Raw genomic sequence first — 25,199 nt, forward strand, 5'->3', positions numbered from 1 at the left:
TACGATCGAAGGAGATAATGAGATGAAAATATATAAAGCGTTAACGATTGCAGGCTCAGACAGCGGCGGCGGCGCAGGTATTCAAGCCGATCTGAAAACCTTTCAAGAGCTCGGCACATACGGCATGTCCGTCATAACCGCGGTTACTGCCCAGAATACGCTTGGCGTTCAAGGCGTCTATCCTATGGAGGCTGCGGCCATTAGAAGGCAGCTTGAATCGATTGGCGAAGACCTGGAACCTGCCGCACTAAAGACAGGCATGCTGTTTAACGGAGAAATCATAGAGATCGTGGCCGCCAAAATAAAACAGTTTAAGTGGCAGAACTTGATCATTGATCCTGTCATGGTAGCCAAAGGAGGCTCTTCCCTGCTCCAGCAGGAAGCCATTCAATCGCTCATCAAGTATTTGCTGCCGCTCGCGCTCGTGACTACGCCTAACATTCCGGAGGCTGAGCTGCTCGCGAGGATGCCTATCCGCACGCTCAGCAACCGGGAGGAAGCAGCCAAAATCCTGTATCAAATGGGCTCGCGTTATGTCGTCATTAAGGGCGGCCATGATACGGGCAGCGAACGGCTTGTCGACCTCATTTATGATGGGGAGCGATTCGACTATTTAGAAAGCAAGCGCATCGATACCCGTCATACTCATGGTACCGGGTGCACCTTCTCGGCTGCGTTAACGGCTCTTATCGCGCAAGGAAATTCAGTACCGGATGCGATTAGAACAGCCAAAGCCTTCATTCAAGCCGCCATTGAAGATCAGCTAGGGTTCGGCGGCGGCCATGGACCTACGAATCATTTTGCGTATCAGCGCAGGCTGCGCAGCGGGATGCATGACTAGGACAACATACAGATAACCATAACAAACGCCGCTTCCGTAACGGAAGCGGCGTTTGTTAATTATCCAAGCTATTCGGCTGTTTTCTCCTGACGCTAAACCTTTTCCAGCGCTGCTCGAGGAATGTCTAACGCGTTCATGGCTGACTCGATCATGCTGTCTCCTTGAGCATATTCGGCTTGCGGAGCGCTTTGAGACGCAATTGCCCTCTCCGGTACGATTCCAAAGCTCGTTAAGGATGCCGCTATGCTGCAAAGCAGTACGGACATACATAGCGCATTTTTGATCATTGACTGGTTACTTAGCGGTTATCCACTTTCTCCGGATAGAGATCATGATTCATGAGGCGATGCTCCGCTATTTGCTCGTATTTGGTGCCCGGCTGCCCCCAGTTGCAATAAGGGTCGATAGATATGCCGCCGCGAGGCGTAAACTTGCCCCATACTTCGATATATTTTGGGTTCATAAGTGCAATCAAATCATTCATAATAATATTCATGCAATCCTCGTGGAAATCGCCGTGATTGCGGAAGCTGAACAGATACAGCTTGAGCGACTTGCTCTCTACCATTCTCGGACCGGGAATGTATGAAATATAAATAGTCGCAAAATCCGGCTGCCCCGTCATCGGGCAAAGGCTGGTAAACTCCGGACAATTAAACTTTACGAAATAGTCCCGGTTCGGATGCTTATTATCGAATGCCTCCAAAATTTCCGGCGAATAACTGAACAAGTATTTTGTTCCTTGATTGCCTAGCAGCGTCACGCCTTGCAGCTCTTCCTTGCTTCTTCCTTCCATGACTTGTTCGCTCCTCTTGCTTTATTTGTATTAGACACCCTTCTTATTGCCCCATACCCAGGTATGAAGCTGCGGAAGCACGTGAACCCGATTCAATTCGGAATTCGGCATTACCTGCCCGATCAGCCATTCATAGCGCTCCACCAAATACGGAAGCATGAGCCGCGGCTCCGTTTCCTGCAAATTATCGTTGCCCGCCTGCAAATAAAACGGAACCTTCGGATAGCGCTGATGAACACGGGTCGCGTAAACGAGATCCTCATCATCGAATACGACCGTCTTCAGGCTGAATCGTACTGCCCGATCGCCCAGCTTGGCTACGATATCGTCGAGCACCGTCCAATCCGTCTCCATCCCGGAGCTTGGCGGCTTAGGCGATAAAGTCAGCTCGTCAATCAACCAAAACCAATCCTGCCAGCGGCTGCCTTGCGTCTCAAGAGCAACGCTTATCCCCCGCTCATGAAGCTCTTCAATTAATTCGCCCAGCTGGGGCAGCAGCGCGGGATTGCCGCCGGAAATCGTTACATGCTCAAATGCTTTGCCGCCGATTTCCTCTAGTTGCTCAATAATTTCATTCGCCGTCAGCATGCGAATATCTGCTTTGGCGCTGCCGTCCCAAGTAAATGCTGAATCGCACCAGGAGCAGCTGTAGTCGCAGCCTGCGGTACGAACGAACATCGTTTTCCGGCCAATGACCATGCCTTCCCCTTGTACGGTCGGTCCGAACACTTCCATAACGGGAATTCGTTTGTTAGTTTGCATCCAATCCCGCCGCCTTTCGCTTAGGACGGTAGATACAATAACTCGTCGGCGTTTCACGCAGGAAAACCTGAACGCATTGCGGACGATTAACCGTTCCGTCCAAATAGCGCTGAACGATCTCATAGATCGTGCGCGCCACCACCTCCGTCGTGGGGAAACGGTCGGGCTGCACGTCACTGAAGCTTTCCTTGTCGTCATTGAGCAAGGTATGATCGAACCGGTCATGGATAAGCCGCTTTATGATCGAAAAATTGACCAGAAAGCCGGCGGTATCGAGCTCATCTCCGGCAATCGTTACGTTTGCATAATACGTATGCCCGTGAAGCTGACGGCATTTACCGGCTTCCTCCACCGGTACAAAATGAGCGGCCGCGAACTGAAAATCCTTATTCAGCTCATAGCAATAGTCGTGCACAGCTGATGGATAAATCTGCTGCAGCATTATCGCTTCACTCCCCGGATGCCCTTGGCTAAATAATCGTCCAGCCCCTTTTTGCGAAGCTTACATGCAGGACATTCCCCGCAGCCATCGGCAATTATGCCGTTATAGCAGGTTAATGTCTTCTCCCTCACAAATTCGAAGGCGCCAAGCGAATCGGCCAGCTCCCATGTCTGCTCTTTGTTCAGCCACATGAGCGGCGTATCGATTACAAACGGATAATCCATCGATAAATTCAAAGTCACGTTCAGCGATTTCACGAATATATCCCGGCAGTCCGGATAGCCGCTGAAGTCCGTCTCACAAACGCCTGTCACGATGTGCTTCGCTCCCAGCTGCTTGGCAAGGACCGCAGCGAAGGATAGAAATAATAGATTACGTCCGTCTACAAAGGTTGAGGGCAGCTCCCCCTCCTTTTGATCAATTGCAATCTCATCCCTAGTAAGCGCATTAGGCGCCAATTGATTAAGCAGGGACATGTCGAGTATATGATGTTTAATATTAAGTTCTTTAGCAATATCCGCCGCGCAGTCCAGCTCGAGCTTATGCCGCTGTCCATAGTTGAACGTAACGGCCTCTACCTCCGAGAAGCGCTCCATCGCCCAAAACAAGCATGTAGTGCTATCCTGTCCGCCGCTGAATACGACGACCGCTTTTTCTTTTTTCATGCTGCATCTCCCTCTCTGGTTTGAGAAGACAGAGATCGCCTGACATCCTCCATATGTAGCTAAAAAACCAAAGAAACGGCGCGACCCAGTTAGAGACTGTTCGCGCCGAACGCAAAAACGACGATGTCACCTTTCGGGACAATCGTTTCGCATAGTTTTTTATAGAGGGAGTTCGCGAACCTCTCCCGGCAGCCGTTCATGTCATTTGACGAGGCTCCGGAATTTCTTCTTTAGTTGCTTATTCTCTAGTACTATAGCACAGCTCCCGCCGATTGGGAACAGACAGTATTTTACGGCATGCCTTATGCAGCCGCGCATCCTGCCGGTATACCTTATCCAGCTGCTTCTTCCAGCGCTGCGAGCGTCTGCAGGACATGATCGATCAGTACGGGAATGTCCTCCATTTGCTCCTCGTTAATTTTGCGGTTAAAGCCCAGCTCAATCCTATTGGAATAGACGGGCGCTTCCGCTCCAAACAGGTAGCTGATCGTTTGCGTCGGCGCCAACTCCGGCTCCCAGATACGCTTCACGATTTGTTCGACCTGCCCGCATTGCTCGGCGACATTGTTCACCTGCATATAGAAGCATATCCGCAGCGCGCAAGCCGGGGTCTCCCCCTTCAGCTCCAATATTTCAGCCGCCAGATCTTTCAGCGATGCGGCGAGCTGTATTTCTGCGGAAACTTTCGAGCGTCCAGCCAGTGTGAATTGAAGCGCAAACTCGCGCGACATAACAGCCAGCTCCAATCGGTCAATCCGATTTATAATATCGAGCTTCCGGTCCAGCGTATCCAAATCATAAAGCTGATTCTCAAATGCTACCTTCAAGTTTTCAAAAACGGTTGGATCAAACATGCGGCTTCCCTCGCTTTAACTGCTATATAAGTTCAATGAAAGAGCTCTATAAGTGTCGGCTCGTCATCGCGTGAAGTTATCCCAATGCGGATAAATAGCTGTATTGTATTTTCGCAGGAGATAGATGGCGGCCCTCAACATCCCATATGATACCATAATCATGGTTATCTTAGATATTCAACATTTACGTTTAGAAAATACTGGCCCGCATAAACAAAATAGAAAGAGACCAGCCTTCATCCCGGCTAGTCTCTCTAATTCATGCTTTTCCAAATACGCAGCTGGCTTTTTTCATCTTACTAAAGCCCTTTTAAATACAATAAAAGCGGCGACAATCCGAGCTCGCGCACCCCTTCTGCGACCAATCCGGCTATTTGGATGCCGCCCAGCTCTTGAAAGTGCGTATCATCCTGAGCGCCATCCGGAAAATGTATAAACTCGCCGGGGTATGCCCACATGAACAACGCCTTCGATGGCTCGTCGCCCAATTGCTCGTACAACGCTTTGCTCTTTGCTGCCAAATCGATAAGCGGCACGTCCAGCTCCGCCGCAAGCTGCTTCATGCCCAGCAAATAATCGCCATGCGTATCGATAATCCGCCCTAGTCCGTCAAACTTGCGGCGGTGCATCGGCGTGATGAGTACAGGCCGCGCTCCGCGAGCCCGTGCTTCCTCCACATAAACGGCCAGCATCTCCTTGTAGCTTCCGAATGGCTCCGTTGCCCGCTCCGCGTCCGGCTTCTCGTCATTATGCCCGAATTGGATCCACAAATAGTCGTTCGGCTTAATTTGCTCCAATATGACTGCGAGCCTGCCTTCATCGATAAAGCTTCTCGAGCTCCTGCCCGACTTCGCATGGTTGTCAATCGCCACATCCGTCTTAAAATATAAAGGCAGCATTTGTCCCCAGCCCGCATAAGGGAACGTTTCCTGATCAGTCACCGTCGAGTCGCCCGCCAAATAAATGGTCGTCGCTTGGTTCGCCTCATCAATTAGAAGCGAATTAATACGCGGGGCGATGCCTGAGAAGGCCAGCCGCAAACGCCCATCCGTCACTTTGACCGTAAAGTTGTGCACCGCGTACTGTCCCGCCGTGGTAACCGCCTTATGAAAAACCATACGGCCTGCGCCATATTTTAACGTCGTAGAAGTTGGAGCAATCGCATCGCCAATCGTTGCGGTAACCGTATAACAGCCGTTTGGCAGATCAACCGTAAATACAGCCTCCAGCGGTATGCAGAATGCGCCGCGCAGACGATCGGTCTCATCGCGACTGCGCGAGCTGACGCGCTCATTGGACTCGAAGCCGTAACCAGGCACTTCGCCGTAAACTGTGCTGGGCAGCACTTGTATATATGGTGGCGGCGGCGCACTGCCGATCCCAAAATCGAATTTGAACGATACAGTCATGAAAACACCATCCTATACGTGAATTGTCCTATTCGTAGAATAACAAATTACAGCAGGATAGGAAGTTAATAATTCGGTTATTTTGTTCAAAATTCCGACTCTCTGCGCTTCGATGATCAAAGAGTAACATGCTTTAGCTTCATTCGTTCGCCAGCCTTTGCAAACAGCGCGGCATTGCCGCTCGTCTACCTTCGAAAGTGGCAGCGCGTAACAGGAAATGACAAATGACCGCGGAAATCTGTCAAAGTTTGCGTTAGGCGTGGAATTCCGTATACTAATAGATAGGAATCATGCAGGAGCTACTTACTAATTGAGGTGACAGAAGTGGACGAATTGAAACAAGCCTATGAAACATTGGGGCTGCCAGAGCTTGCGGCCAAAGAGGAAGTGGAGAAGCGCTATACGACACTTATGCGCCAAGCCCGCTCCAGAGCGCAGCAGCAGAAGGCCGACGCGGGAAATGAGGAGGATGCTTTTGCGAAGATTACGCAAGCGTACCGGCTTATTTTGGAGTATGAGGATCGTAAGCTGACGGATGCATTCAACGAACAGGAATACGGCAAGTACAAGAAGATGGCAGGACAAGCTCAGAAAATGGACCATTTCTGGCGCTACTACAGGTTCCACACGATCGGCGCCATTGCAGCAGTAGCACTTATCATTTATGGGATTATCAGCTTTATGAATTACCGCGAAGAGCAGGAGCGGCTCGCAAACCTGCCGCCGGTTGATTTGAGCGTTTCCTTTATGGGCAATTACATGCTGAAGGAAGACGCGCCTAAAGAAGAGCCGATTGAAAAAGCACTTTTGACAGCGTTTCCCGAATGGAAAAGATTCACATCAATGTTAACCTTCGTTCCAGCAGATCAGCAAGCGCAATATGCTTATATGCAAAAAGCCGTGCTCATCCTAGCGACCGAGCATCCGGACGTTTACATTATGGACAGGAGTATTTTTGAGTGGGTTGGCACGCAAGGCATCCTCTTGAACCTCGACAATGACGTGAACGGCGAGTTTAAGCCGCTGATGAAGGACGGGCTTGCGCAGAAGCTGAAGACCGATGAAGATACGGAAGAGCATGTATACGGCATCGACCTAAGCAGCAGCGCACTCGTTGATCAGGTTCCGCTGTACAAGGAGAACATGATCATCGGGATCCGCCTTGACAGCAAAAACCCGGAAAAAGCGAAGCAATTCATTAAAAAATATTTAGCTACAATTAAATAGCTGTATTCAAAAAAGCCCGATTCCCGCAGCCATCTTGATGATGAATGCAGGAATCGGGCTTTAATTATTTTCAAGCTAGCTCTCGCCCAGATGCTTACGGACAATGCTTTCAATATGCTGCAAATGCTGCTTCATTCGTTCGGCTGCAAGCTCGGAGTCCTGCTCGGTAATCGCCTCGAATATCGCGGAATGCTCTCTGTAGAGGCGCTCCGCCACAGCTTCGTTCGCGTAAAGCTCAACCCGCCTGATATCATGGATCGCCGTTTCGATGTGATTCATAATCGATTCGAATAAGCGCACCATGATGGAGTTATGGGTAGCTTTGGCAAGCGTTAAATGAAACTGGAGATCTAATCTCTCGCCTTCGGCCTCGTCGTGAGCATTATGCTTCATCTCTTCGATTAGATCAGCTAACCGCTTCAAATCCTCATCCGTACGCTTTACAGCTGCTATTGCGGCGTTCGACACTTCCAGCGATTCGCGAGCCTCTAGCAGCTCGAGCACCGTTTTGCGGTTCAGGCGCAGAGACGCCAGCTCAGGAAGCTCCATATCAGCCGGGGCATTGCGAATGACGCGACAGCCGCCGCCCTGCCGGATGTCGATTAGCCCCATCGCTTTAAGCGCGCTCAAAGCCTCGCGTGTGGTCGAGCGCCCAACGCCAAATTGCTCGGACATTTGTTTTGTAGAGGGCAGCTTATCTCCTACCTTCAGCTTGCCATCCATAATTAGCCGCTTCACTTGCTCGGTAATCTCCTCGTAATGATTGCGCTTCGACAGCTTCTCTAGTTCTAAAGACGGCATGCCATGTCACCTCCCAAGCGTAAACGGTGCCCGCCTTCCTGCAGCGGCGTAACCCCATTCCCGGTTAACTAAATTTAATGCTGCCCGACTATCAGCGCATATACGATACCCGGCCCATGTACGCCGATGGTCAGATCATTCTCAATATCGGAGGAACGGCTTGGGCCGGAAATAAAATGAATACCGGCCGGCAGCTGCTCGCGTCCCGCTTCATCGAATGTGGCGAGCACCTCGCCGAGTCTCGTTTTCAACCGTTCGACCGGGATAATAATAAAGAGGACCGTCGGCAGCAGACTGACGGAGCGGCCTTTATTTGGAGCCGACAATACCGTAACCGAGCCCGTATATGCGACGGCATGATCTGCGATCACGATTCCAAAATCCGCTTCAGCGGCGCGCGCGCGCCAGTATTGCTCTGCATCCGTATTCCATACCGATACCTGTGCGTCCGTAAGCGAGCCTTCAAGATCGAGTGCATCCAGCTCCGGCTCGTTTTGACGAACGACGTATTTGGCGCTCATTTCCCCGGCTTTCTGTACGATAAAGGATTTCGCTTCATCCATCGATTGAAGACGGGCTACGTGGCCGCCTACGGAGAGGAAATTGTCGGTGAACGCCTGAGTCCTCTCCTCTTCCGTCCATTCGAACGTCTTCCAGAAGTCAGGCGCGCCCCGGAACGGATGCTGCGGCTTCTGGGTCATTCTCGGATGTCTAAGCTTGGCAGCGATATCGTTCATGAAATGCTCCTGCTTCGCGCGCGACTCCGCCTCAAGCTTTTCCAGCCACTCCTTATGCGTATCAGCCATGACCGTGTCCCCCTTTACCCTGTTTCTCTTCAAGCTCGCGCTTACGCACAAGCTCCTCCATCCGATTTTGCATCGACGGCTCCATCTGCTTGAGGCCCTGCTTCAGCTCCTGATCAAGCGTATTCCAGCGCTCGCGGAACGACTCCTTCGGCAAGCTAGGCGTAACGCGGTACGTATTCCAGCCTTTGAGCGGGCCGAGCTTCGTCTTGATGACACCGCTGCGGACGACAAGCTTCTGCCCTAGCTTACCCAGCCGAAGCACGCCGCCTAGGCGTGAAGAATTACCCATGACGGTGGCGAAGCCCTGCATGCCAATAGATTCGATTTTGCTGCCGTTCCCGCTCTCCACCTTGCGCCGCCGTAAATAGACGAGCATATCATGAAGCGGTATTTTGACCGGGCACGCCTCGTAGCAAGCGCCGCATAAGCTTGAGGCGTTGGCGATATCATCCCATTCGGCGATGTTTTTGTTCAAGGAAGGCGTTAGCACGGCTCCAATCGGACCGCTGTAGGTGCTACCGTATGCATGACCGCCGATGTGGCGGTAGACGGGACATGCATTTAAGCAGGCGCCGCAGCGAATACAATTGAGCAGCTCTTGAAACTCAGGATCGCCCAGCTGCAGCGAGCGGCCGTTGTCAATAATGATGATATGCATTTCGTCCGGGCCATCCGCATCCTCGCTGCGGCGCGGTCCGGTAATGCCGGACATATACATCGTCAGCTTCTGCCCGGTTGCCGAGCGCGGCAGCAGCGTAGCCATAACCTCCAGGTCAGACCATGACGGGATAATGCGTTCCATGCCCATGAGCGTAATTTGCGTCTTGGGAACGGTGGTCACCATGCGGGCATTGCCCTCGTTTTCAAAAAGCACCATCGAGCCCGTCTCCGCAATCGCAAAGTTGCAGCCCGTCATACCGATTTCCGCTTCCAGAAACTTCTCGCGCAGCTTTTTGCGAACGAAGCCTGCAAGCGCCGTTGTATCCGGAGGCAGCGTATAGCCCGCTTCCTTGGACAATAAATCAGCGATTTGATAACGGTTTTTGTGAATGGCCGGAATCACGATATGGGACGGCATTTCACCTGCAAGCTGAATAATATATTCGCCCAAATCGGTTTCTACTGCTTCAACCCCAATCGATTCAAGCGCATGATTGAGATGCAGCTCCTCCGATACCATTGATTTCGATTTGACGACTGACTTCGCTTTCGCATGCTCCGCAATATCAAGCGTCAGCTTAACGGCCTCCTCGGCTGTATTCGCAAAATGCACATGAACGCCGTTCGCCCGGGCATTGTTCACAAACAAGTTCAAATAATAATCCAGATGCGCGATCGTATGCAGACGGATTTGCTTCCCGCGCTCCCGCCACTCTTCCCAATTCCCGTGCTCATCTGTCGCTTTTTTCTTGCCGTTACGCAGCCGCTCTGTCGTAAACCGCACCGCTTTGCGCAAAAATTCGTCATTGAGGGCAAGATCCGCTCTTGCTTTTACAGTTGCCTCGCTCTTTGATCCAGCCATGCTTATTTCACCCCTTCGTATAGAAGCTCTGCCAAATGCATGACACGAACGGGCTCGTTGCGATAGCGCAGGTTGCCGGCAATATTAAGCAGGCACGCCATATCGAGACCGACTAACACTTCCGCTTCCGTCTCCAGCACATGATCGACCTTCTCCGTCACCATCGCCCCTGAAATATCGGCCATTTTGACCGCGAACGTTCCGCCAAAGCCGCAGCAATCCTCTGCGAACGGCAGCGGAACCAGCTCCAGTCCCTTCACGTTCTGAATAAGCGCGAGCGGCTCATCCTTGACGCCGAGAATTCTGCTGCCATGACAGGAAGGATGGTACGTCACCTTGTGAGGGAACGCCGCGCCGACATCCGTAACGCCGAGAACCTGCACCAGAAACTGTGTGAACTCGAACGATTTGCTCTGCAGCTTATTCGCGCGCTTCAGCATGACCGGATCATCCTCAAACAGCTTCGGATAATGGTGAATCATTCCCGTACAAGAGCCTGACGGTGAAATGACGAAGTCGCTGTCTTCAAAAGCATCCAAAATCGTTTTCGCCGATTCCCTCGCTTCCTTCCAATATCCGCTGTTAAAAGCAGGCTGTCCGCAGCAGGTTTGCACCGTAGGAAACTGCAATGAAACACCGTACTTCGCCAGCAAACGCACCATCGCTTCACCGACCCTTGGATACAGCGCATCGCTTAAGCAAGTAATAAATAATGAAACCTTCATTCCCGCACCCCTTCCGTCACTTATACATCAATTTTATCAGGTTATCAGACAAGTTTGTTAAAAAAATAATGACAAGAACGATGCTTGTAAGCACCTATTGGCGCTTACAAGCTCATAATAAATTTGAGCGCTGTAAGAACACCTAGGCGCTTACGGCTCTCTTTTGCACGTAATCAGATTGCCTGCAGACCCAATAAGCACCTATACGTGCTTTTTCGCTAACTCCCCCGTTTACAACAACGGCGCTGCGCTTCTGCTGAAGCCAGCGCCAACTATCCTCTATACCGTTGTGATGATAATTTGCTTTTCCTTAAGCTGCGACAGCAGCTCCGGGGATATACGGCCATCGGTAATAATGGTATTAACATCGCTCAAATCAGCTACATGCGTAAACGCTTGGACTCCAAATTTGCTGGAGTCGGCGAGCAAAATAACCTGATCCGCCATGCCTACCATTTTATGCTTGATGCGTGCTTGCAGCTCATTCGACTCGCTTATGCCGCGCTCCAAATGAACGCCCTTGCACGAGAAAAATGCTTTATCCACATGATACGCATCGAGGGAACGCTCTGCTAGCGGACCGACATAGGACAAGGATCGCGAGGCCAGAATGCCGCCGGTCGAGATTACCTCAATCTTCTCCTTGCTGCTTAGCTCCATCGCAACTTTAATGGAATTGGTAAGCACCGTCAGCGGAATATCCGGCATGCTTGCCGCCATATACCAAGCGGTCGAGCTGGCATCGAGCAAAATGCGATCCTTCGGCTGAATCATTTTAATCGCTTCCTCCGCAATCCGCCTCTTCTCGTCCGCTTGCGTAATCTCCCGCTCGAAATATGGAATTTCCGGCTGCTGATCCTTCACGCTAACCGCACCGCCATGGGAGCGGCGCAACCGTCCGGCTTGCTCCAAACGGTCAAGGTCTCGCCGGATTGTTTCCTCGGTCACCTGACATAGCTCGCTCAGCTCCGTTACCCGGATGCTGCCTCTCTCATTTACCAGCTGTACAATTTTGTCGTATCGTTCCTGGACCAGCATAGCGTACCTCTTTCTAACTTATATTTGAATTCGCCGTTTAAGCGATTCCCGTCGTTTGTTTAAATAATCCGTATGCGTTCTCCCAAGCTTCACGCTGCTCCGGTTCGTACACATCAACCGGGAATGACTCCCGGATGACCTTGCGCGCCTCCCAAATATCCGCAAGCTTGCCGCTGGCAATCCACTGCACGATCATATTGCCGATCGCGCTTCCTTCCACAGGACCTGCCCATACCGGCTTGCCGATCGCATTCGCGGTCCACTTGCACAGCAGCGTATTCTGGATGCCGCCACCAACCATATGAAGCCCGCCGAAAGTCTTACCTGACAATTGCTCCGTAAGCTCAAGCACGCTGCGGTACTTCAAGGCTAAGCTCTCCAAAATGCAGCGGACAATCGCTCCTGCATTCTCGGGTGCCGTCTGGCCCGTGCGCGCGCAATATTCCGCAATTCGAGCCGGCATATCGCCAGGATGAAGAAATAAAGGATCATCAGGATCAATGAACACAGCGAATGGCTTCGCCTCATCGGCGAGCTTAACTAATTCGGGAAAGGTGTAGGAAATTCCTGCACGCTCCCACGAGCGTTTGCATTCCTGCAAAATCCAAAGACCCATAATGTTTTTCAGTAAGCGATAGGTATTATAAGCGCCGCCTTCATTTGTAAAATTCAACTGCTGCGCCAGCTCGTTAATGACCGGCTCTTCTACCTCGGTACCCATGAGCGACCAAGTGCCGCAGCTTAAGTATGCAAACGACCGGTCAAGCGCAGGTACAGCCGCAACCGCTGAGCCTGTATCATGCTCCGCTACCGCATAGACTGGGACGGAGTCGATGCTTAGCTCCTCGCAAAGGGACGGCCGCAGGCTGCCAGCCTGTGCTCCCGGCTGGACAACCTTGCCGAACAAATCCGGCGATATGCCGATCGCGCGAATCAGCTCTTCATCCCAGCTGCGCGTTACCGGATTATACAGCTGAGTCGTCGTTGCATTGGAAAATTCATTAAGCATTTCACCGGTCAAAAAATAGCGGAGCAAATCGGGAATCATCAGAAAATGTTTCGCATCCCGCAATAGCGGCGAATCAGCTTTTTTCAAGGCCGCCAGCTGATACATCGTATTAAACGGTAAAAACTGAATGCCGGTCCGCTCGAATATGCGCTGCGAACTCAGCTTTTCGACGACCTCTTCCATAACGCCATCCGTATGATGATCACGATAATGGTAAGGATTCCCAAGCAGCTCCCCATTGCTCCCGATTAAGCCGAAATCGACGGACCAAGAATCAATAGCGATGCTCTCCAGCTTAATGCCGCGGTGCTTCACCTTAAGCAGCCCTTGCTTCAGCTCATGCAGCAGCCGTAAAATGTCCCACTGCAGCCGATCGCAGGTCTGTACCGGATCATTCGGGAAACGGTGCAGCTCCTCGACCTCGATTTTGCCGTCAATCAACCTTCCGAGCAGCGCCCTTCCGCTGCTCGCCCCGAGATCGTAAGCAAGAATGGTCACCAGCTGGCACCGCCCTTGCCTCTCACCAATATGTCTTTGCCGTAGCTGCTGCTCAGATAAGCTTTCATCGGATCAAGCGGCAAGCCCTGCTCTTCGCGGATCGCGTGCAGCAATGGCGTTACATCAAATTCGAATGCGCGGCGGACAGCATCCTCGGCACCTAGAACGTCATTGCGCTCAGCAGCCTCGTTTACTTCGTCATGGTTAATGAGAAGCGCCTTCGCGTATTGCGTTTGCACGTTCAGAACGGAACGCAGCATGGCCGGAATTTTTTGCTCAATATTGTGCGATTGGTCGATCATATAAGCGATGTTCTCAACATTGCTGCGAATAGCGGCATCAGAGTCGCCTGCAGCGCTTAGAATTTGATAGAAAATCAAGAACAGCTCATACGGATTAACGGAACCGACGATCAGATCGTCATCCGCATATTTGCGGCTATTGAAATGGAAGCCTCCGAGACGCTTCTCGTCAATTAAATAAGCAACGATATGCTCGATGTTTGCGCCCGGCAGGTGATGGCCTGTATCTACTAGCACCTCCGCTTGCGGTCCAAGCTTTTGCGCCAGATTGTAAGCCATGCCCCAATCCGCGAGATCGGTATGATAGAAAGCAGGCTCGAAGCATTTGTATTCAATGAGCATCCGCATTTCCGGCGTCAAAGCATTGTACATTTCGGTTAAAGCCTCTTGCATCCAAGCTTTGCGTTTACGGATATGGCCTTGACCCGGATAGTTCGTGCCGTCAGCGAACCACAAACTAAGATCGCGCGAGCCGGTCTCTTTGGCGATATCCACGCACTCCACTAAATGATCCGTTGCTTTCCGGCGGATCGCTGCATCCGAATTCGTTACGCTGCCGAGCATATATTCCTCATCCTGGAACAGGTTCGGATTGACCGCTCCAATAGATAGCCCAAGACTTTCCGCATGGCTTCTTAGCTTGCCGTAATCTTCTACCTTGTCCCAAGGAATATGAATGGCTACCGAAGGAGCAAGACCAGTCAGGCGATGCACCTGTGCTGCATCTTCGAATTTCTCGAACGGGTTACGGGGAACGCCTTCCTTCTGAAACACTTTGAAGCGTGTACCGGAGTCGCCATAGCCCCATGATGGCGTCTCGATTTTGAGCGCTTTCAATCTCGACTTCACTTCATTTATATTAATGCCTCTTGCTTGCTGCTGTTCTTCAAAAAACGCATATGCGCGGTCAGACATTACGAACACCCTTTCACATGTTTGGTTTATTATTTCAATGGATATGCCATCGTTGACATCAGCGTGTTCTCCGCTTGTGTCGAGTCTAGACGGCTGTATTGTACGATTATCGGAATATCGCTCAGCAGCTCGATGGCATAAGGAACGCCGATTGGAATCGGCGCCCCTTCCTTCATCAACGAGCTGGTGCGTATATGTTTCGTGCGTCTGCCCTGTACGACAACCATAATATCTTCCATCGGCTCGCGATCCTCGAAAAATATCGTAAAGCGAATAAGCGCTTCTTCCGAGGAACAATTCAGCACGCAAACCGATTCATGGCTGGTGAGCGCTCCCGTGCTATCCGGCGGAATAAAGCCGTCGGGTATATACCACTGCTTTTCGCCACGCGCTAGAAACATATGGTTCACCGCCTCCTAACGAGTGAACGCTGCAGGCACGCCGCCGTCAATCGTCAGCATGCAGCCTGTCGTTTTATCCGACTTGGAGGATGCAAAGAACGCAATGCCTTCTGCAATGTCGCGCGGATAGATGTTTACTAGCAGCGTCGTGCGTTTACGGTAATATTCTTCCAGCTGATCCGGTTCAATACCGTAAGCCGCAGCACGCTCATTGCGCCAGCTGCCGTTCCAAATCGCCGAGCCTTGCAAAATCGCATCCGGCAAAATCGTATTCACGCGGATGCCAAACTCGCCGCCCTCAGCTGCGATACAACGTGCCAAGTGAGCTTCAAGCGCTTTTGCTGCGCTGTATGCAGAAGCATTTTTTCCTGCGTATACCGAATTTTTCGAGCCGATGAATACCATGTTTCCGCCGATGCTTTGCTGCTTCATCAATTTGAATGCTTCGCGTGCCACGAGGAAATAACCCGTTCCGAGCACGTTCATGTTCAGGTTCCATTCCTTAAGCGATGTTTCATCGAATGGGCTGGATGTCGCAAGACCTGCGTTGTTGACGATAATGTCTACGCCGCCGTACGCAAGCGCGGATTCCGCATAAGCTGCAACGACCTGCTCCTCGCTTGTCACATCCATTTTAACAGCTGTCGCACGGTTATCGCCGTATTTCTCGTTTATTTCAGCAGCAACCTTCTGTGCGCCTTCAAGATTAAGGTCGGCAAGCACGACGTGCGCGCCTTCCGATACTAAACGGCGTGCCGTTTCGCTGCCGATACCGCCAGCGCCGCCGGTAATAAAGGCAACCTTGCGGGAAAATTCCGTTTCAGCAGGAGCAAGCGACAATTTGTAAAGCTCAAGCGGCCAATATTCTACGTTGTACGACTCGTTCTCGCTTAGCGATACGAAATCGCCGAGCGCTGTTGCGCCGCGCATAACCGCGATCGCACGGTGGTAAAGCGCGCCGCTCACTTGTGCCATTGCCCAGCTTTTGCCTGTATTGATCATGCCGATACCCGGAATAAGAATCACGCGAGGCGCTGCTTCGAACATTACGTCGCCTTCGTTTTTATTGCGGTCAAAGTAAGCTTTATATTGTTCTTTATAAGCCGCGATTCCTGCCGTCAGCTTCGCTTTCAAGCCATCGATGTCCTCTGCGTCAGGCGTCCAGTCAATGAACAAAGGAACGACCTTTGTGTGCACCAGATGATCCGGGCAAGCCGCGCCGACCTGGGACAATTGCGGTGAATTCTGTCCGCTTACGAACGCAAGCACGTCCGCCTCATCATCAAAAGTCAAAATCATTTTTTTCGCATCGCTGACTGCGCCGCGAATCGTCGGCATAACTTGTGCCGCCACACTTCTGCGAACATCCGCTTCCAGCACTTCGTACTTCACGCCGCCGAACAACGATGCTTCGTCAAAGCGGGATTCAATGAACGCTTCTGCTTCGGAAATAATTTTGATCGTTTGTGCATAGCATTCCTCGCTCGTCTCGCCCCAAGTCACAAGACCGTGCTTCTCCATAAGCACAAGCTCTGCATTCGGGTTTGCCAGAACGCCTTCCGCGATCATTTTCGAGAGGTTAAAGCCGGGACGAACATATGGAACCCATACGAAGCGGTCGCCGAAAATTTCTCTCGCAAGCGCTTTGCCGTTATCCGCGCAGCACAAGCTGATAATGGAATCCGGGTGTGTATGATCCACATGTTTAAATGGAAGGAAAGCATGCAGCAGCGTTTCAATGGATGCACGCGGGTGCTTCGAATCGATCATGCAGTTAACCAAGTAAGCAACCATTTCTTCGTCCGGCATTTCGGAGCGTTCGAACAATGGACGAATATCATCCATGCGCAAACCGGTAAAGTTGCCTGCCTTCATCGAAGCCAAATCCGAGCCGCTGCCCTTTACATACATGACTTCAACGTCACGGCCGCGGAAGTCCTTCACAGTTGTTTTGCTGGACGTGTTGCCGCCGCCGTAATTGCAAACCCGGCGATCTGCGCCAATTATGTTGGAGCGGTAAACGAGCTCTGCCAATCCGCCTTCAAGCTGTGCTGCTTTTTCGTTTTCCCATAAACTTTGTACCATGGATATACCTCCGAATTGTGTTTTGTTTTTGTTTGAATTGATCATAACATATTTGTTTGTTTTTGAATATATATTTTTCAAACACAAACGGAAATGATTTCGTGAACAAATTGATTTCGCACTCATTGTGTATCGGAATCGCCCCAATCGATAAAAAAAGATGCCCCGCAAGGTCAATTTGACCTTATGGAGCACCCTTTTTACAGCTCGTATAGAAAGCGGCCATCATTATAGACAGCGCAGCGTCACTTCAATGTCTTGATTGTAGTTTCCGAAGCCTTTGCCGAACAGCGTGACACCGCCGCAGTTTTTCGCTGTGGCGCTGCATGAAATGCGAAACAAAATTTCTTTGTCGTAGGCCAGCATTAGCTGCTCAATCGTAATATCCGACACTTGAATGCCATCGATGAAGGAGCCTTGCTTGTTGACGCGAATCGTCTTGATTAAGCCGTGATGAATGTTTTTGTACCACCAGTCCGGCGTATAAGTGCCCCTCGTGCTGCCAAAATCACCCGGATAGGTCCATGTGCCGATACAGGCGCCGTTTACCATAAACGAGATGTCGGATGGCAAATGGCTGACGCTGCAAGGTGTTTCCGAGCAAATCTCCATTGAAATTTCAAGCGATTCCGGCGTTTCATTATTAACCATGTAATTGGGAATCCGATATTCTACAAAGCCTGAGCCAAACCACAGCACCTTTGCGCTCACATGCTCCGGATCGGCAAAATACCGCGGATCGTCGCACATGCCGATCATTTGGGTATCGGACGCAAGTCCGCAGGTGGGCTTGATCTGGTACGACGAATAATGCCCTACCGGGAGCGAAACGCTATAGCGCTTCGATTCGTCCATGGCCGGCACATTTTTGAATAAAAGCATAGCTTGCGTTAGCTGCAGATGACAAATTTTTTGCATGCCGCGCTTGCCCGCCACACTTTCGCAGCGTACAATTCCCGCTTCCTCCAACATATGAATATGCCTCGTTACAATAGGAGACTTTATATCTAGCGCCTGCGACAGACTTTTAATATTCATCGGTTGAACGCTAAGCAATTCGATCATTTTTACCCGTGTATGTGATGAAAAGCATTCAAGAAACTTCATATTTCGACTGCTTACTTCCACTTCCATTGCTGCTGCCCCTTTACCTCTATCTAATTGCCACTCATTATATAACTAAAAAGTTATCCTTTCAATACTCGTCTTTCATTTCGCTTGACATTTATAATTGATTTCACTAAAATAAACGGCGTATACATAACTTATAAGATATTTAGTTACTTTATTAGTTATCTAAATACCCTTAGGAGGTAAAACATGAACTCATTCCAGTTTGTAAACCCGACTCACATCGTTTTCGGTGAGGGCACCGCCAGTCAAGTGGGCCAATTAGCCTCAAAGTACGGTAAAACCATTCTTCTCGTTTACGGCTCAGGCAGCATCAAAAAAACAGGCTTGTACGATAAAACGGTCGGCCTTCTTCATGAAGCCGGCATCAAGGTACATGAGCTTCCCAATATCGAACCAAACCCGCGCCTATCTACGGTAAACAAAGGGATCGACATTTGCCGTACAGAAGGCGTTGATTTCATTCTGGCCGTTGGCGGCGGAAGCGTCATCGACGCTGCCAAGGCGATTGCCGCAGGCGTCCTCTACGAGGGCGACGTATGGGATTTCTTCACAGGCAAAGCAGTGATCGGGAAGGCGCTTCCGCTCGGAACGATTCTTACGCTGGCTGCAACCGGTTCGGAAATGAACGGCAACTCCGTCATAACGAACTGGGAGGAAAACCTGAAACGCGCTTTTGGCAGCCCTTATACGTATCCAAAATTTTCGATACTTGATCCAACGCTTACGTACACCGTGCCTCGCAATCATACCGTTAACGGCGCCGTCGACATTATGTCGCATGTCTTCGAGCAGTATTTCAGCTTAACCGAAAATACGCCGCTGCAGGAGCGCTTCTGCGAATCCATCCTGCAAACGGTCATCGAAAATGTAGAGACCGCGCTTGAGCAGCCGGAGGATGCCGCTGCCCGCTCCAACCTAATGTGGTGCGGCACAATGGCTTTGAACGGCGGACTCATTAGCGTCGGTATGACCAATGATTGGGCTTCGCACGGCATTGAGCATGAAGTGAGCGCGATCTACGATATTCCGCACGGCGCAGGGCTTGCTGTTATTTTCCCTAACTGGATGAAATACGTGCATGAGGAGCGGATTGACCGCTTCGTTCAATTTGCGACTCGTGTATGGGGCGTGAATGCGGAAGGCAAAACGGATAAAGAAATTGCGCTTGAAGGCATTCAAGCGACACGGGATTTCTTCACGCGAATCGGCGCCGAGTCACGTCTCGCCGACTTTGAGATCGGAAGCGACAAGCTCGATCGCATGGCTGAGGAAGCCGTTCGTTACGGCGCGATCGGTTCATTCAAGCGCCTAGAGAAACAGGATGTTAAAGCTATTTTAGAATTGTCACTATAACTGGAGGTCATTTATAAATGACGATTGCACGGACTGAGTCCACCACATTAAGCAATGGCTTGAAGATGCCTTGGCTCGGCCTTGGCGTATGGAAAGTTAAGGATGACGGCGAAGCGGAAAGAACCGTTGCCGCTGCCATCGAAGCAGGCTACAGAAGCATTGATACGGCAGCAGCTTACAATAATGAAGCAGGCGTTGGAGCCGGCATACGCAACAGCGGCATCGCGCGTGACGAAATTTTCGTAACGACAAAGATTTGGAACGCGAATCAAGGGTACGAATCCTCGCTTACGGCATTTGAGGAAAGCAGACGAAAGCTTGGTGTCGACGTCATCGATCTGCTGCTCATTCACTGGCCTGTCAAAGAGAAGTATACCGAAACGTGGCGTGCGCTTGAAAAGCTTTACCGTGACGGCTATGTGCGCGCAATCGGCGTCAGCAACTTCCAAGTTCATCATTTGCAGGATATCATTATGACCGGCGAATTTATTCCGATGGTCAATCAAGTGGAATATCACCCTCTGCTTACCCAACAAGAGCTTCGCACCTTCGCAAAGAGCAGCAACATTCAGCTCATGGCTTGGAGCCCGCTTATGCAAGGAAACCTGGATCAGAGCGTTCTCACAGAGATCGGCGCCAAATACGGCAAATCTCCTGCTCAGGTTGTGCTGCGTTGGGATCTTCAGAATGAAGTCGTTACGATTCCAAAATCGGTTAATCCGGTTCGCTTGCAGGAAAACGCCGATATTTTCGACTTTGCCCTGACCCCAGAGGAAGTCGCTCAAATCAGCGCGCTTAACCGCAATCACCGTTTCGGGCCAGACCCGGACAACTTTAATTTCTAATTCAATCGCAATACAAAATAGGGCAGTCCGCATGTAGTTGATTCTACACGAGGACTGCCCTATTTCAATCTTTAACGTATTTATTTGGTATTGAAGGCCCGAAGTAGAGTGTAACGATTCAACCTCACTAGATGCGCTTCCTGCAAGCTGCGCTTAAGCAGTTCCGCATCAACGCCCAGCTCCTCTGTCGTAGACGGTCCGCCGACCTGCTTCAGCCATCCTCGAATCGTCTTCTCGTCCGGAAGCGCAGCAATCGCCTCTCGAACCTTGTTCGGGTTAGCCGTAAATGCAAGACCCGACTCCTCTGCCGCAAGACGGTGATAGAGCTTGGAAATTTCCGCGCACGCGACGCCGACCTTCGCGCCATGCAGCAGCTGTCTTTTGCCAAGACGGATATATTCCATTTCCCAGAAATGCGACAGGTGATGCTCTGCGCCCGATGCTGAATGCGACTGGCCGAACAGCAGCATAGCCAATCCGGACTCTATTAACGCTTCTATTAGAATTCGAACGCCTTCCTGATCGCGGCTTGCGATTTGCGGGGCATGCTCCACGCACTTATTAAGCGCAATCCGCGTAATTTCAGCTACATCCTCGGAATAGGGCTCACCGCCCTCCGATGCGCCAAAGCTCCAATCGAGCAACGAGGTATATTTGCCGAGCATATCGCCAAAGCCTGCCGCTACCATCGCAGCAGGAGCATTCGCAAGTATTTCCAAGTCTGCAAAAATCGCATCTGGACCAATAGCGGCAATCGTCTTCTTCTCGCCGCGAATGATGATCGGAGCACCCTTGGAATTGAATCCGTCCACGGACGGCGCTGTCGGTACGGATACGAATGGAATGCCCGCTGTGTAAGCGGCATATCTGGAAATATCATGGATCGTTCCCGATCCGGCCGCAATGACGACCTCAGCTCTATACTGCTGAATATCAAGCAGAAGCTGTACGATCGAAGCTTCATCGGCAATAACATCGCCTTGCCGGTCAGGCTTTATATGCGTGACATGAACGGAGATGCCAAGCGCTTCTGTCTGTTCTTCCAGCTTTTTTCCTGCGATGTCATAAGTAATCGCGTCCGCCGCGACAATGACGCGGCTGTACCGCCGCTCCTTCAAATAAGGAGCAACCGCTTGGACGGCGCCCGCTTCAACCAGAAGCGGATTAATTTCAATCGAACGTAATGTTTCTTCATCGAACCCTACGGCAAGCTGCTTGACTCTATCCATTAGAGATGACAATAATTACGCCTCTTTTCGTTTTTGATATGTTTTATTTTGCTCTTGCGAAGCGCTGCCTGTCAACCTCCGTTATACGCTGCCGGCTACCTCACACGATCGCTATACTAAGAGCGATCCGCCACCTGGTTTTCATAATGATCCACACGCTCAGTTTATCTATCAAGAAATCGATTATTTTGGAAATCGTGAAAAGCAAAGAAGATGCATCAGCAGTCTGCACTGCTAAAACACCCCCAATGGTAAAATAAAACGAAACAAAATACATTTGAAGCTATAGCTCTATTACTCGTTTAAGTGCATCCCAAAACAGCAGCTATTTGCCTGCAGCTTCCTTCATAAAGTCGGCGATCAGCACTTTTTTGCCGATTTTGGCGCTTTCGAGAGCGGCGAGCACCATCGCCATGCTGTAAATATTGTCGCTGCAATCCGTTTCCGGCTTACGGCCTTCCTCAAGCGACGCGAACATATCGTCCAGGCAGCCCTTATGAAAGGTGTTCGCCATTTCCGGAAGCTGCGTCTCTACCCGCTCATAATCACGGATGAATTTGCTGCTCTGATCGCCGGAAGCCACGATTTCCGCATACGGATTTCCATGACCGTCCCAAATCGCGGTGCCATGCTCGCCGGTTACACGCCAAGCTGCCTCCCATGAAGTAGGCGCGCCCTCCGCGCACCACGAACCGCGATAATTAAATACCGAACCGTCGGACATTTCATAGATGCAAATCGCCATTGCATTTCCTGCATACCATGAGCCGGGAGGATTAAACTCCAGGCAATAAACGGATACCGGATTTGCCCCGACGATATATCTCGCTTGGTCGAAGGTATGAATGGCCATGTCCAGCAGCAAAGGGCTTTCCATCGCATCGCGGAAGCCGCCAAAATGCGCGCCTAGGAAGAAGTCTGCGCCTACAAAACCCGGCTTGCCGATCGTTCCATCCGCGATCAGCTTGTGAAAGGCGCGTATGCGCGGATCAAATCTGCGGTTTTGCATAACGGCATGCGTCCTGCCTGTCTCCTCAGAAATCCGCACGATAGCATTGCAATCGTTCATCGTTTCCGCAAGCGGCTTCTCGCCAAAAACGTGACATCCGAGCTCTAATGCAGCAGTACTAATCGTATAATGGCTTGCCGGAATCGTGACATCGAATACCATCGTAGCCCCTGTCTCCGCGATCGCTTGTTTAATATCGGTAAAGGTAGGACAATCAAGTCCCTTGCGTTCGGCCATTGCCTGCGCAAATTCTTCTTTGATATCGACAAGTCCAACGATTTCCGTATCTTCCCTGTCCTTCGCATAGTCCACCCAAGTATTCGCCATGCCTCCGCAGCCGGCGACAACCACCCGATGCTTTATTGTCATTGTGTGTTCTCCTCGCTTCCGTTTCGTTTCATTAGACTGGATTCGGTACAAAATCGCCGCCGCGACAGCGTTTCAAATAGTTTAGGGCATGCACCTGTCCCGTCATTTCCAACTCACCTTTGTAGACCGGATCATGCCATCCCTCAATATCGATCGTTCCTTTGTAGCCATTCTGTCTCAATATCGTAATAATATCCGACCAGTTGCTGTCGCCGAAGCCAGGCGTCCGATGCCATACAAACTGCTGTTTACTGTGCACGCCATGCTCTTTTACAATATCCCATGCAATCGTTGCGTCTTTGCCGTGTACGTGGAACACCTTGTCCACCCATTTGCGCAGCTGCGGAATCGGATCGATTAAGCTGACCATTTGATGGCATGGCTCCCACTCCAGTCCGATATTGTCTTCCGGCACCGCATTAAACATAAGTTCCCAGGCTGTCGGGTTATGCGCAATATTCCAATCGCCGGTTGCCCATGTACCGCCCATATCACAGTTTTCAAAAGCGATCCGCACGCCTTTATCCGCTGCTCTGCGCGTCAGCTCTCCGAACACTTCCTTAAACTTTGGAATCGATTCATCAATCGGTTGACCCGTCAGCCGGCCAGTGAATCCGGATACAATATCAGCTCCGAATAAATGCGCATGATCGATAAGCCGCTCCCAGCTGGCAAGCGTATCTGCGTTATTTCCTTCGCCTGTCAGCGGATTTCCGAAAACGCTTACAGCGGGCACTGCAAAATCATGCTCATCCGCAAGCGCTCTTACCCGCTTAGCCATTTCCGCAAGATCCGTGCTGCCAGTCGTTTGCCAAAAAGTTAAGTTAAACGATTCGAAACCATGCTTCACAATTTGCGGGATGACTTGATCTGCGTTTCCGCCGCCTACAAGCGTTCCGATGCGTAATTTGTTTTCCATCCTTGTAAATCACTCCAATATTGTCTTATAGTATTGCTAACAACTTCATTATAGCCAGGAGTTTAGCACAATTCTCTACACAATCTTGCGTAAAACTAGTCGAATCTTGTGATGGCGGTGCAGAAGATGACCTATCCAAAGGAGCTTTGGGAAAATACCAGACTCGAACATAAATCATATCCGATTCAGCTGTTTCAAAATCGCTGTCATGATGTAAAGCCTAATGATTGCATCCTCTATTTACATTGGCATGAGCATTTCGAAATTATCGTCATGAGGGAGGGAAGCGCATTATTCCATATCGACAGCCGGCCTTATATCGTTAATGCCGGAGATGTCATCATCATACCGGGCGGAGGTCTTCATGTCGGCTATGCGCTTCGCTACGAAAATGTCCATTATGATTGCGTCGTCTTAAACGCTTCTCTCTTCAACGACTGGGTCCATGATCCCGTGCACGCTCAATTTGTCGCTCCTTATCTGGAGGGCCGCCTTCACTTTCCCATAAAACCGGCGGAGCAGGATGAGAGCTGCCTTTGTTATTACCCGCTGCTCGACGAAGCGATAGCCGAGCTTGCCGCGAAGCCTCCTGCCTATCAGCTCGTCGTGAAGTCGAAGCTGCATGTCCTGTTTACTTTGCTTTCCCGCACCTTTATGGAGCAGCAGCTTGCAGGTAAGCCGGCAGAGCCGTACTTCGTTAATCGCGATCGCTTTAAGGCGCTTATTCAGCGTATCGAATCGAATTTTTGCGAAAAAATATCAATTGAGCAAGCAGCCAAACAGGTCAGCCTAAATCCTTACCACTTCTGCAAGCTGTTCAAAAAACTGACCGGCCGCACCTTTGTCGAATACGTAAACGTAAGCCGCATGAACGAGGCCGAGCGGCTGCTCCGCGAAAGCAATGATACCGTCACTGAAATCGCGGCTCTGGTCGGCTGCGAGAATCCGAACTATTTCACGAAGCTGTATAAGCAATATAAAGGCATGACGCCTTCGCAGGCGCGGAAGAAATGAGGGAGCAAAGCAAGCCCCTATTCCTTATTTCTAAGGAAGCTTGCTTGCTCGGCTTCATCGTATGCGCTTGAACCAACTTCCCTTTAAGCAGCTTACCATTTACTGGTTGCCTCGCTCTGGTCAAGTCCATATTTATGTGTAAAATCTCATCCGTGTTATCTGAAATGATGCTAACGAGTTTTACGCCATTCGTGGTATGAAGACATATCCATGAATTTACGGCTAGACT

At 50.7% G+C, this 25,199-nt stretch carries 25 protein-coding genes and 1 riboswitch; of the genes, 5 read left to right on the plus strand and 20 right to left on the minus strand.

What is annotated here, in order from left to right:
• Positions 1–22: 22 nt before the first annotated feature.
• On the plus strand, positions 23–841 hold the full coding sequence (gene thiD, locus AC0YNZ_RS08230; RefSeq protein WP_475826116.1) for a bifunctional hydroxymethylpyrimidine kinase/phosphomethylpyrimidine kinase: 819 nt from the start codon (positions 23–25) through the stop codon (positions 839–841).
• 92 nt (positions 842–933) lie between these two features.
• Here the strand turns inward: thiD and AC0YNZ_RS08235 are convergent, their stop codons facing one another.
• The 7 genes from AC0YNZ_RS08235 to AC0YNZ_RS08265 all read right to left on the minus strand — a co-directional run bounded on the left by AC0YNZ_RS08235 (position 934) and on the right by AC0YNZ_RS08265 (position 5,769).
• A complete protein-coding gene (locus tag AC0YNZ_RS08235) occupies positions 934–1,128 on the minus strand; it encodes a hypothetical protein (protein WP_475826117.1) in 195 nt (64 codons plus the stop codon).
• Between the two features lie 11 nt (positions 1,129–1,139).
• Positions 1,140–1,637 (minus strand): preQ(1) synthase, encoded by a 498-nt coding sequence (gene queF, locus AC0YNZ_RS08240; RefSeq protein WP_110773794.1) that lies wholly within the window; start codon positions 1,635–1,637, stop codon positions 1,140–1,142.
• Positions 1,638–1,667: 30 nt separating this feature from the next.
• On the minus strand, positions 1,668–2,399 hold the full coding sequence (gene queE / locus AC0YNZ_RS08245) for a 7-carboxy-7-deazaguanine synthase QueE (RefSeq protein ID WP_475826118.1): 732 nt from the start codon (positions 2,397–2,399) through the stop codon (positions 1,668–1,670).
• The gene (gene queD, locus AC0YNZ_RS08250; protein ID WP_110773796.1) at positions 2,389–2,841 is read right to left on the minus strand and encodes a 6-carboxytetrahydropterin synthase QueD; all 453 of its coding nucleotides are present in this window, start codon (positions 2,839–2,841) and stop codon (positions 2,389–2,391) included. The genes queE and queD overlap by 11 nt, the downstream gene beginning before the upstream one ends.
• Positions 2,841–3,506, minus strand: coding sequence for a 7-cyano-7-deazaguanine synthase QueC (queC, locus tag AC0YNZ_RS08255; RefSeq protein WP_475826119.1), 666 nt, complete (start codon positions 3,504–3,506; stop codon positions 2,841–2,843). The genes queD and queC overlap by 1 nt, the downstream gene beginning before the upstream one ends.
• Before the next feature lie 145 nt (positions 3,507–3,651).
• Positions 3,652–3,695: riboswitch (PreQ1 riboswitch) on the minus strand.
• A 143-nt stretch (positions 3,696–3,838) separates the two neighbouring features.
• Complete coding sequence (locus AC0YNZ_RS08260) at positions 3,839–4,360, minus strand: hypothetical protein (RefSeq protein ID WP_475826120.1); 522 nt, start codon at positions 4,358–4,360, stop codon at positions 3,839–3,841.
• Between the two features lie 299 nt (positions 4,361–4,659).
• The gene (locus AC0YNZ_RS08265; protein ID WP_475826121.1) at positions 4,660–5,769 is read right to left on the minus strand and encodes a rhamnogalacturonan acetylesterase; all 1,110 of its coding nucleotides are present in this window, start codon (positions 5,767–5,769) and stop codon (positions 4,660–4,662) included.
• Positions 5,770–6,093: 324 nt separating this feature from the next.
• Here AC0YNZ_RS08265 and AC0YNZ_RS08270 point away from each other — a divergent pair, with 324 nt between their 5' ends.
• Positions 6,094–6,996 carry a J domain-containing protein gene (locus tag AC0YNZ_RS08270; protein WP_475826122.1) on the plus strand — a complete coding sequence of 301 codons (903 nt, stop codon included), beginning with the start codon at positions 6,094–6,096 and terminating at the stop codon, positions 6,994–6,996.
• Positions 6,997–7,071: 75 nt separating this feature from the next.
• On the opposite strand, the gene AC0YNZ_RS08275 is transcribed toward AC0YNZ_RS08270, so the two are convergent.
• The 10 genes from AC0YNZ_RS08275 to AC0YNZ_RS08320 form a co-directional block, all read right to left on the minus strand.
• Positions 7,072–7,797: a FadR/GntR family transcriptional regulator gene (locus AC0YNZ_RS08275; RefSeq protein WP_475826123.1), complete on the minus strand. Its 726-nt coding sequence runs from the start codon at positions 7,795–7,797 to the stop codon at positions 7,072–7,074.
• Between the two features lie 74 nt (positions 7,798–7,871).
• Entirely contained in the window at positions 7,872–8,603 is a 732-nt protein-coding gene (locus tag AC0YNZ_RS08280; RefSeq protein ID WP_475826124.1) for a LutC/YkgG family protein, read from the minus strand.
• Positions 8,596–10,125, minus strand: a complete 1,530-nt coding sequence (locus AC0YNZ_RS08285; protein WP_475826125.1) for a LutB/LldF family L-lactate oxidation iron-sulfur protein — start codon at positions 10,123–10,125, stop codon at positions 8,596–8,598. Before AC0YNZ_RS08285 ends, AC0YNZ_RS08280 begins: the two co-directional genes overlap by 8 nt.
• 2 nt (positions 10,126–10,127) lie before the next feature.
• Entirely contained in the window at positions 10,128–10,850 is a 723-nt protein-coding gene (locus AC0YNZ_RS08290) for a (Fe-S)-binding protein (RefSeq protein WP_110773804.1), read from the minus strand.
• A 279-nt stretch (positions 10,851–11,129) separates the two neighbouring features.
• The gene (locus tag AC0YNZ_RS08295) at positions 11,130–11,888 is read right to left on the minus strand and encodes a DeoR/GlpR family DNA-binding transcription regulator (RefSeq protein WP_475826126.1); all 759 of its coding nucleotides are present in this window, start codon (positions 11,886–11,888) and stop codon (positions 11,130–11,132) included.
• Between the two features lie 37 nt (positions 11,889–11,925).
• Complete coding sequence (locus tag AC0YNZ_RS08300) at positions 11,926–13,395, minus strand: rhamnulokinase (protein ID WP_475826127.1); 1,470 nt, start codon at positions 13,393–13,395, stop codon at positions 11,926–11,928.
• Positions 13,392–14,612, minus strand: a complete 1,221-nt coding sequence (gene rhaI / locus AC0YNZ_RS08305) for an L-rhamnose isomerase (RefSeq protein ID WP_475826128.1) — start codon at positions 14,610–14,612, stop codon at positions 13,392–13,394. Before rhaI ends, AC0YNZ_RS08300 begins: the two co-directional genes overlap by 4 nt.
• A 29-nt stretch (positions 14,613–14,641) precedes the next feature.
• Positions 14,642–15,013, minus strand: a complete 372-nt coding sequence (locus tag AC0YNZ_RS08310) for a sensory rhodopsin transducer (protein ID WP_110773808.1) — start codon at positions 15,011–15,013, stop codon at positions 14,642–14,644.
• A 15-nt stretch (positions 15,014–15,028) separates the two neighbouring features.
• A complete protein-coding gene (locus AC0YNZ_RS08315; protein WP_475826129.1) occupies positions 15,029–17,098 on the minus strand; it encodes a bifunctional aldolase/short-chain dehydrogenase in 2,070 nt (689 codons plus the stop codon).
• Positions 17,099–17,326: 228 nt separating this feature from the next.
• Positions 17,327–18,232 carry an ArsR/SmtB family transcription factor gene (locus AC0YNZ_RS08320; protein ID WP_475826130.1) on the minus strand — a complete coding sequence of 302 codons (906 nt, stop codon included), beginning with the start codon at positions 18,230–18,232 and terminating at the stop codon, positions 17,327–17,329.
• 186 nt (positions 18,233–18,418) lie between these two features.
• Between AC0YNZ_RS08320 and AC0YNZ_RS08325 the strand changes: the two genes are divergently transcribed.
• Together AC0YNZ_RS08325 and AC0YNZ_RS08330 are read left to right on the plus strand one after the other, a co-directional pair.
• Positions 18,419–19,585 carry an iron-containing alcohol dehydrogenase gene (locus AC0YNZ_RS08325; protein WP_475826131.1) on the plus strand — a complete coding sequence of 389 codons (1,167 nt, stop codon included), beginning with the start codon at positions 18,419–18,421 and terminating at the stop codon, positions 19,583–19,585.
• A 17-nt stretch (positions 19,586–19,602) separates the two neighbouring features.
• Complete coding sequence (locus AC0YNZ_RS08330; protein WP_475826132.1) at positions 19,603–20,430, plus strand: aldo/keto reductase; 828 nt, start codon at positions 19,603–19,605, stop codon at positions 20,428–20,430.
• A gap of 80 nt (positions 20,431–20,510) precedes the next feature.
• Here the strand turns inward: AC0YNZ_RS08330 and AC0YNZ_RS08335 are convergent, their stop codons facing one another.
• The 3 genes from AC0YNZ_RS08335 to AC0YNZ_RS08345 all read right to left on the minus strand — a co-directional run bounded on the left by AC0YNZ_RS08335 (position 20,511) and on the right by AC0YNZ_RS08345 (position 23,956).
• Complete coding sequence (locus AC0YNZ_RS08335; RefSeq protein ID WP_475826133.1) at positions 20,511–21,671, minus strand: sn-glycerol-1-phosphate dehydrogenase; 1,161 nt, start codon at positions 21,669–21,671, stop codon at positions 20,511–20,513.
• Between the two features lie 313 nt (positions 21,672–21,984).
• Positions 21,985–23,037: a Gfo/Idh/MocA family protein gene (locus AC0YNZ_RS08340; RefSeq protein WP_475826134.1), complete on the minus strand. Its 1,053-nt coding sequence runs from the start codon at positions 23,035–23,037 to the stop codon at positions 21,985–21,987.
• 31 nt (positions 23,038–23,068) lie between these two features.
• On the minus strand, positions 23,069–23,956 hold the full coding sequence (locus tag AC0YNZ_RS08345; protein WP_475826135.1) for a sugar phosphate isomerase/epimerase family protein: 888 nt from the start codon (positions 23,954–23,956) through the stop codon (positions 23,069–23,071).
• A 126-nt stretch (positions 23,957–24,082) separates the two neighbouring features.
• Between AC0YNZ_RS08345 and AC0YNZ_RS08350 the strand changes: the two genes are divergently transcribed.
• Positions 24,083–24,970 (plus strand): helix-turn-helix transcriptional regulator, encoded by an 888-nt coding sequence (locus AC0YNZ_RS08350; protein WP_475826136.1) that lies wholly within the window; start codon positions 24,083–24,085, stop codon positions 24,968–24,970.
• Positions 24,971–25,199: the final 229 nt, after the last annotated feature.

Source organism: Paenibacillus sp. J2L1-98, from assembly GCF_056269405.1.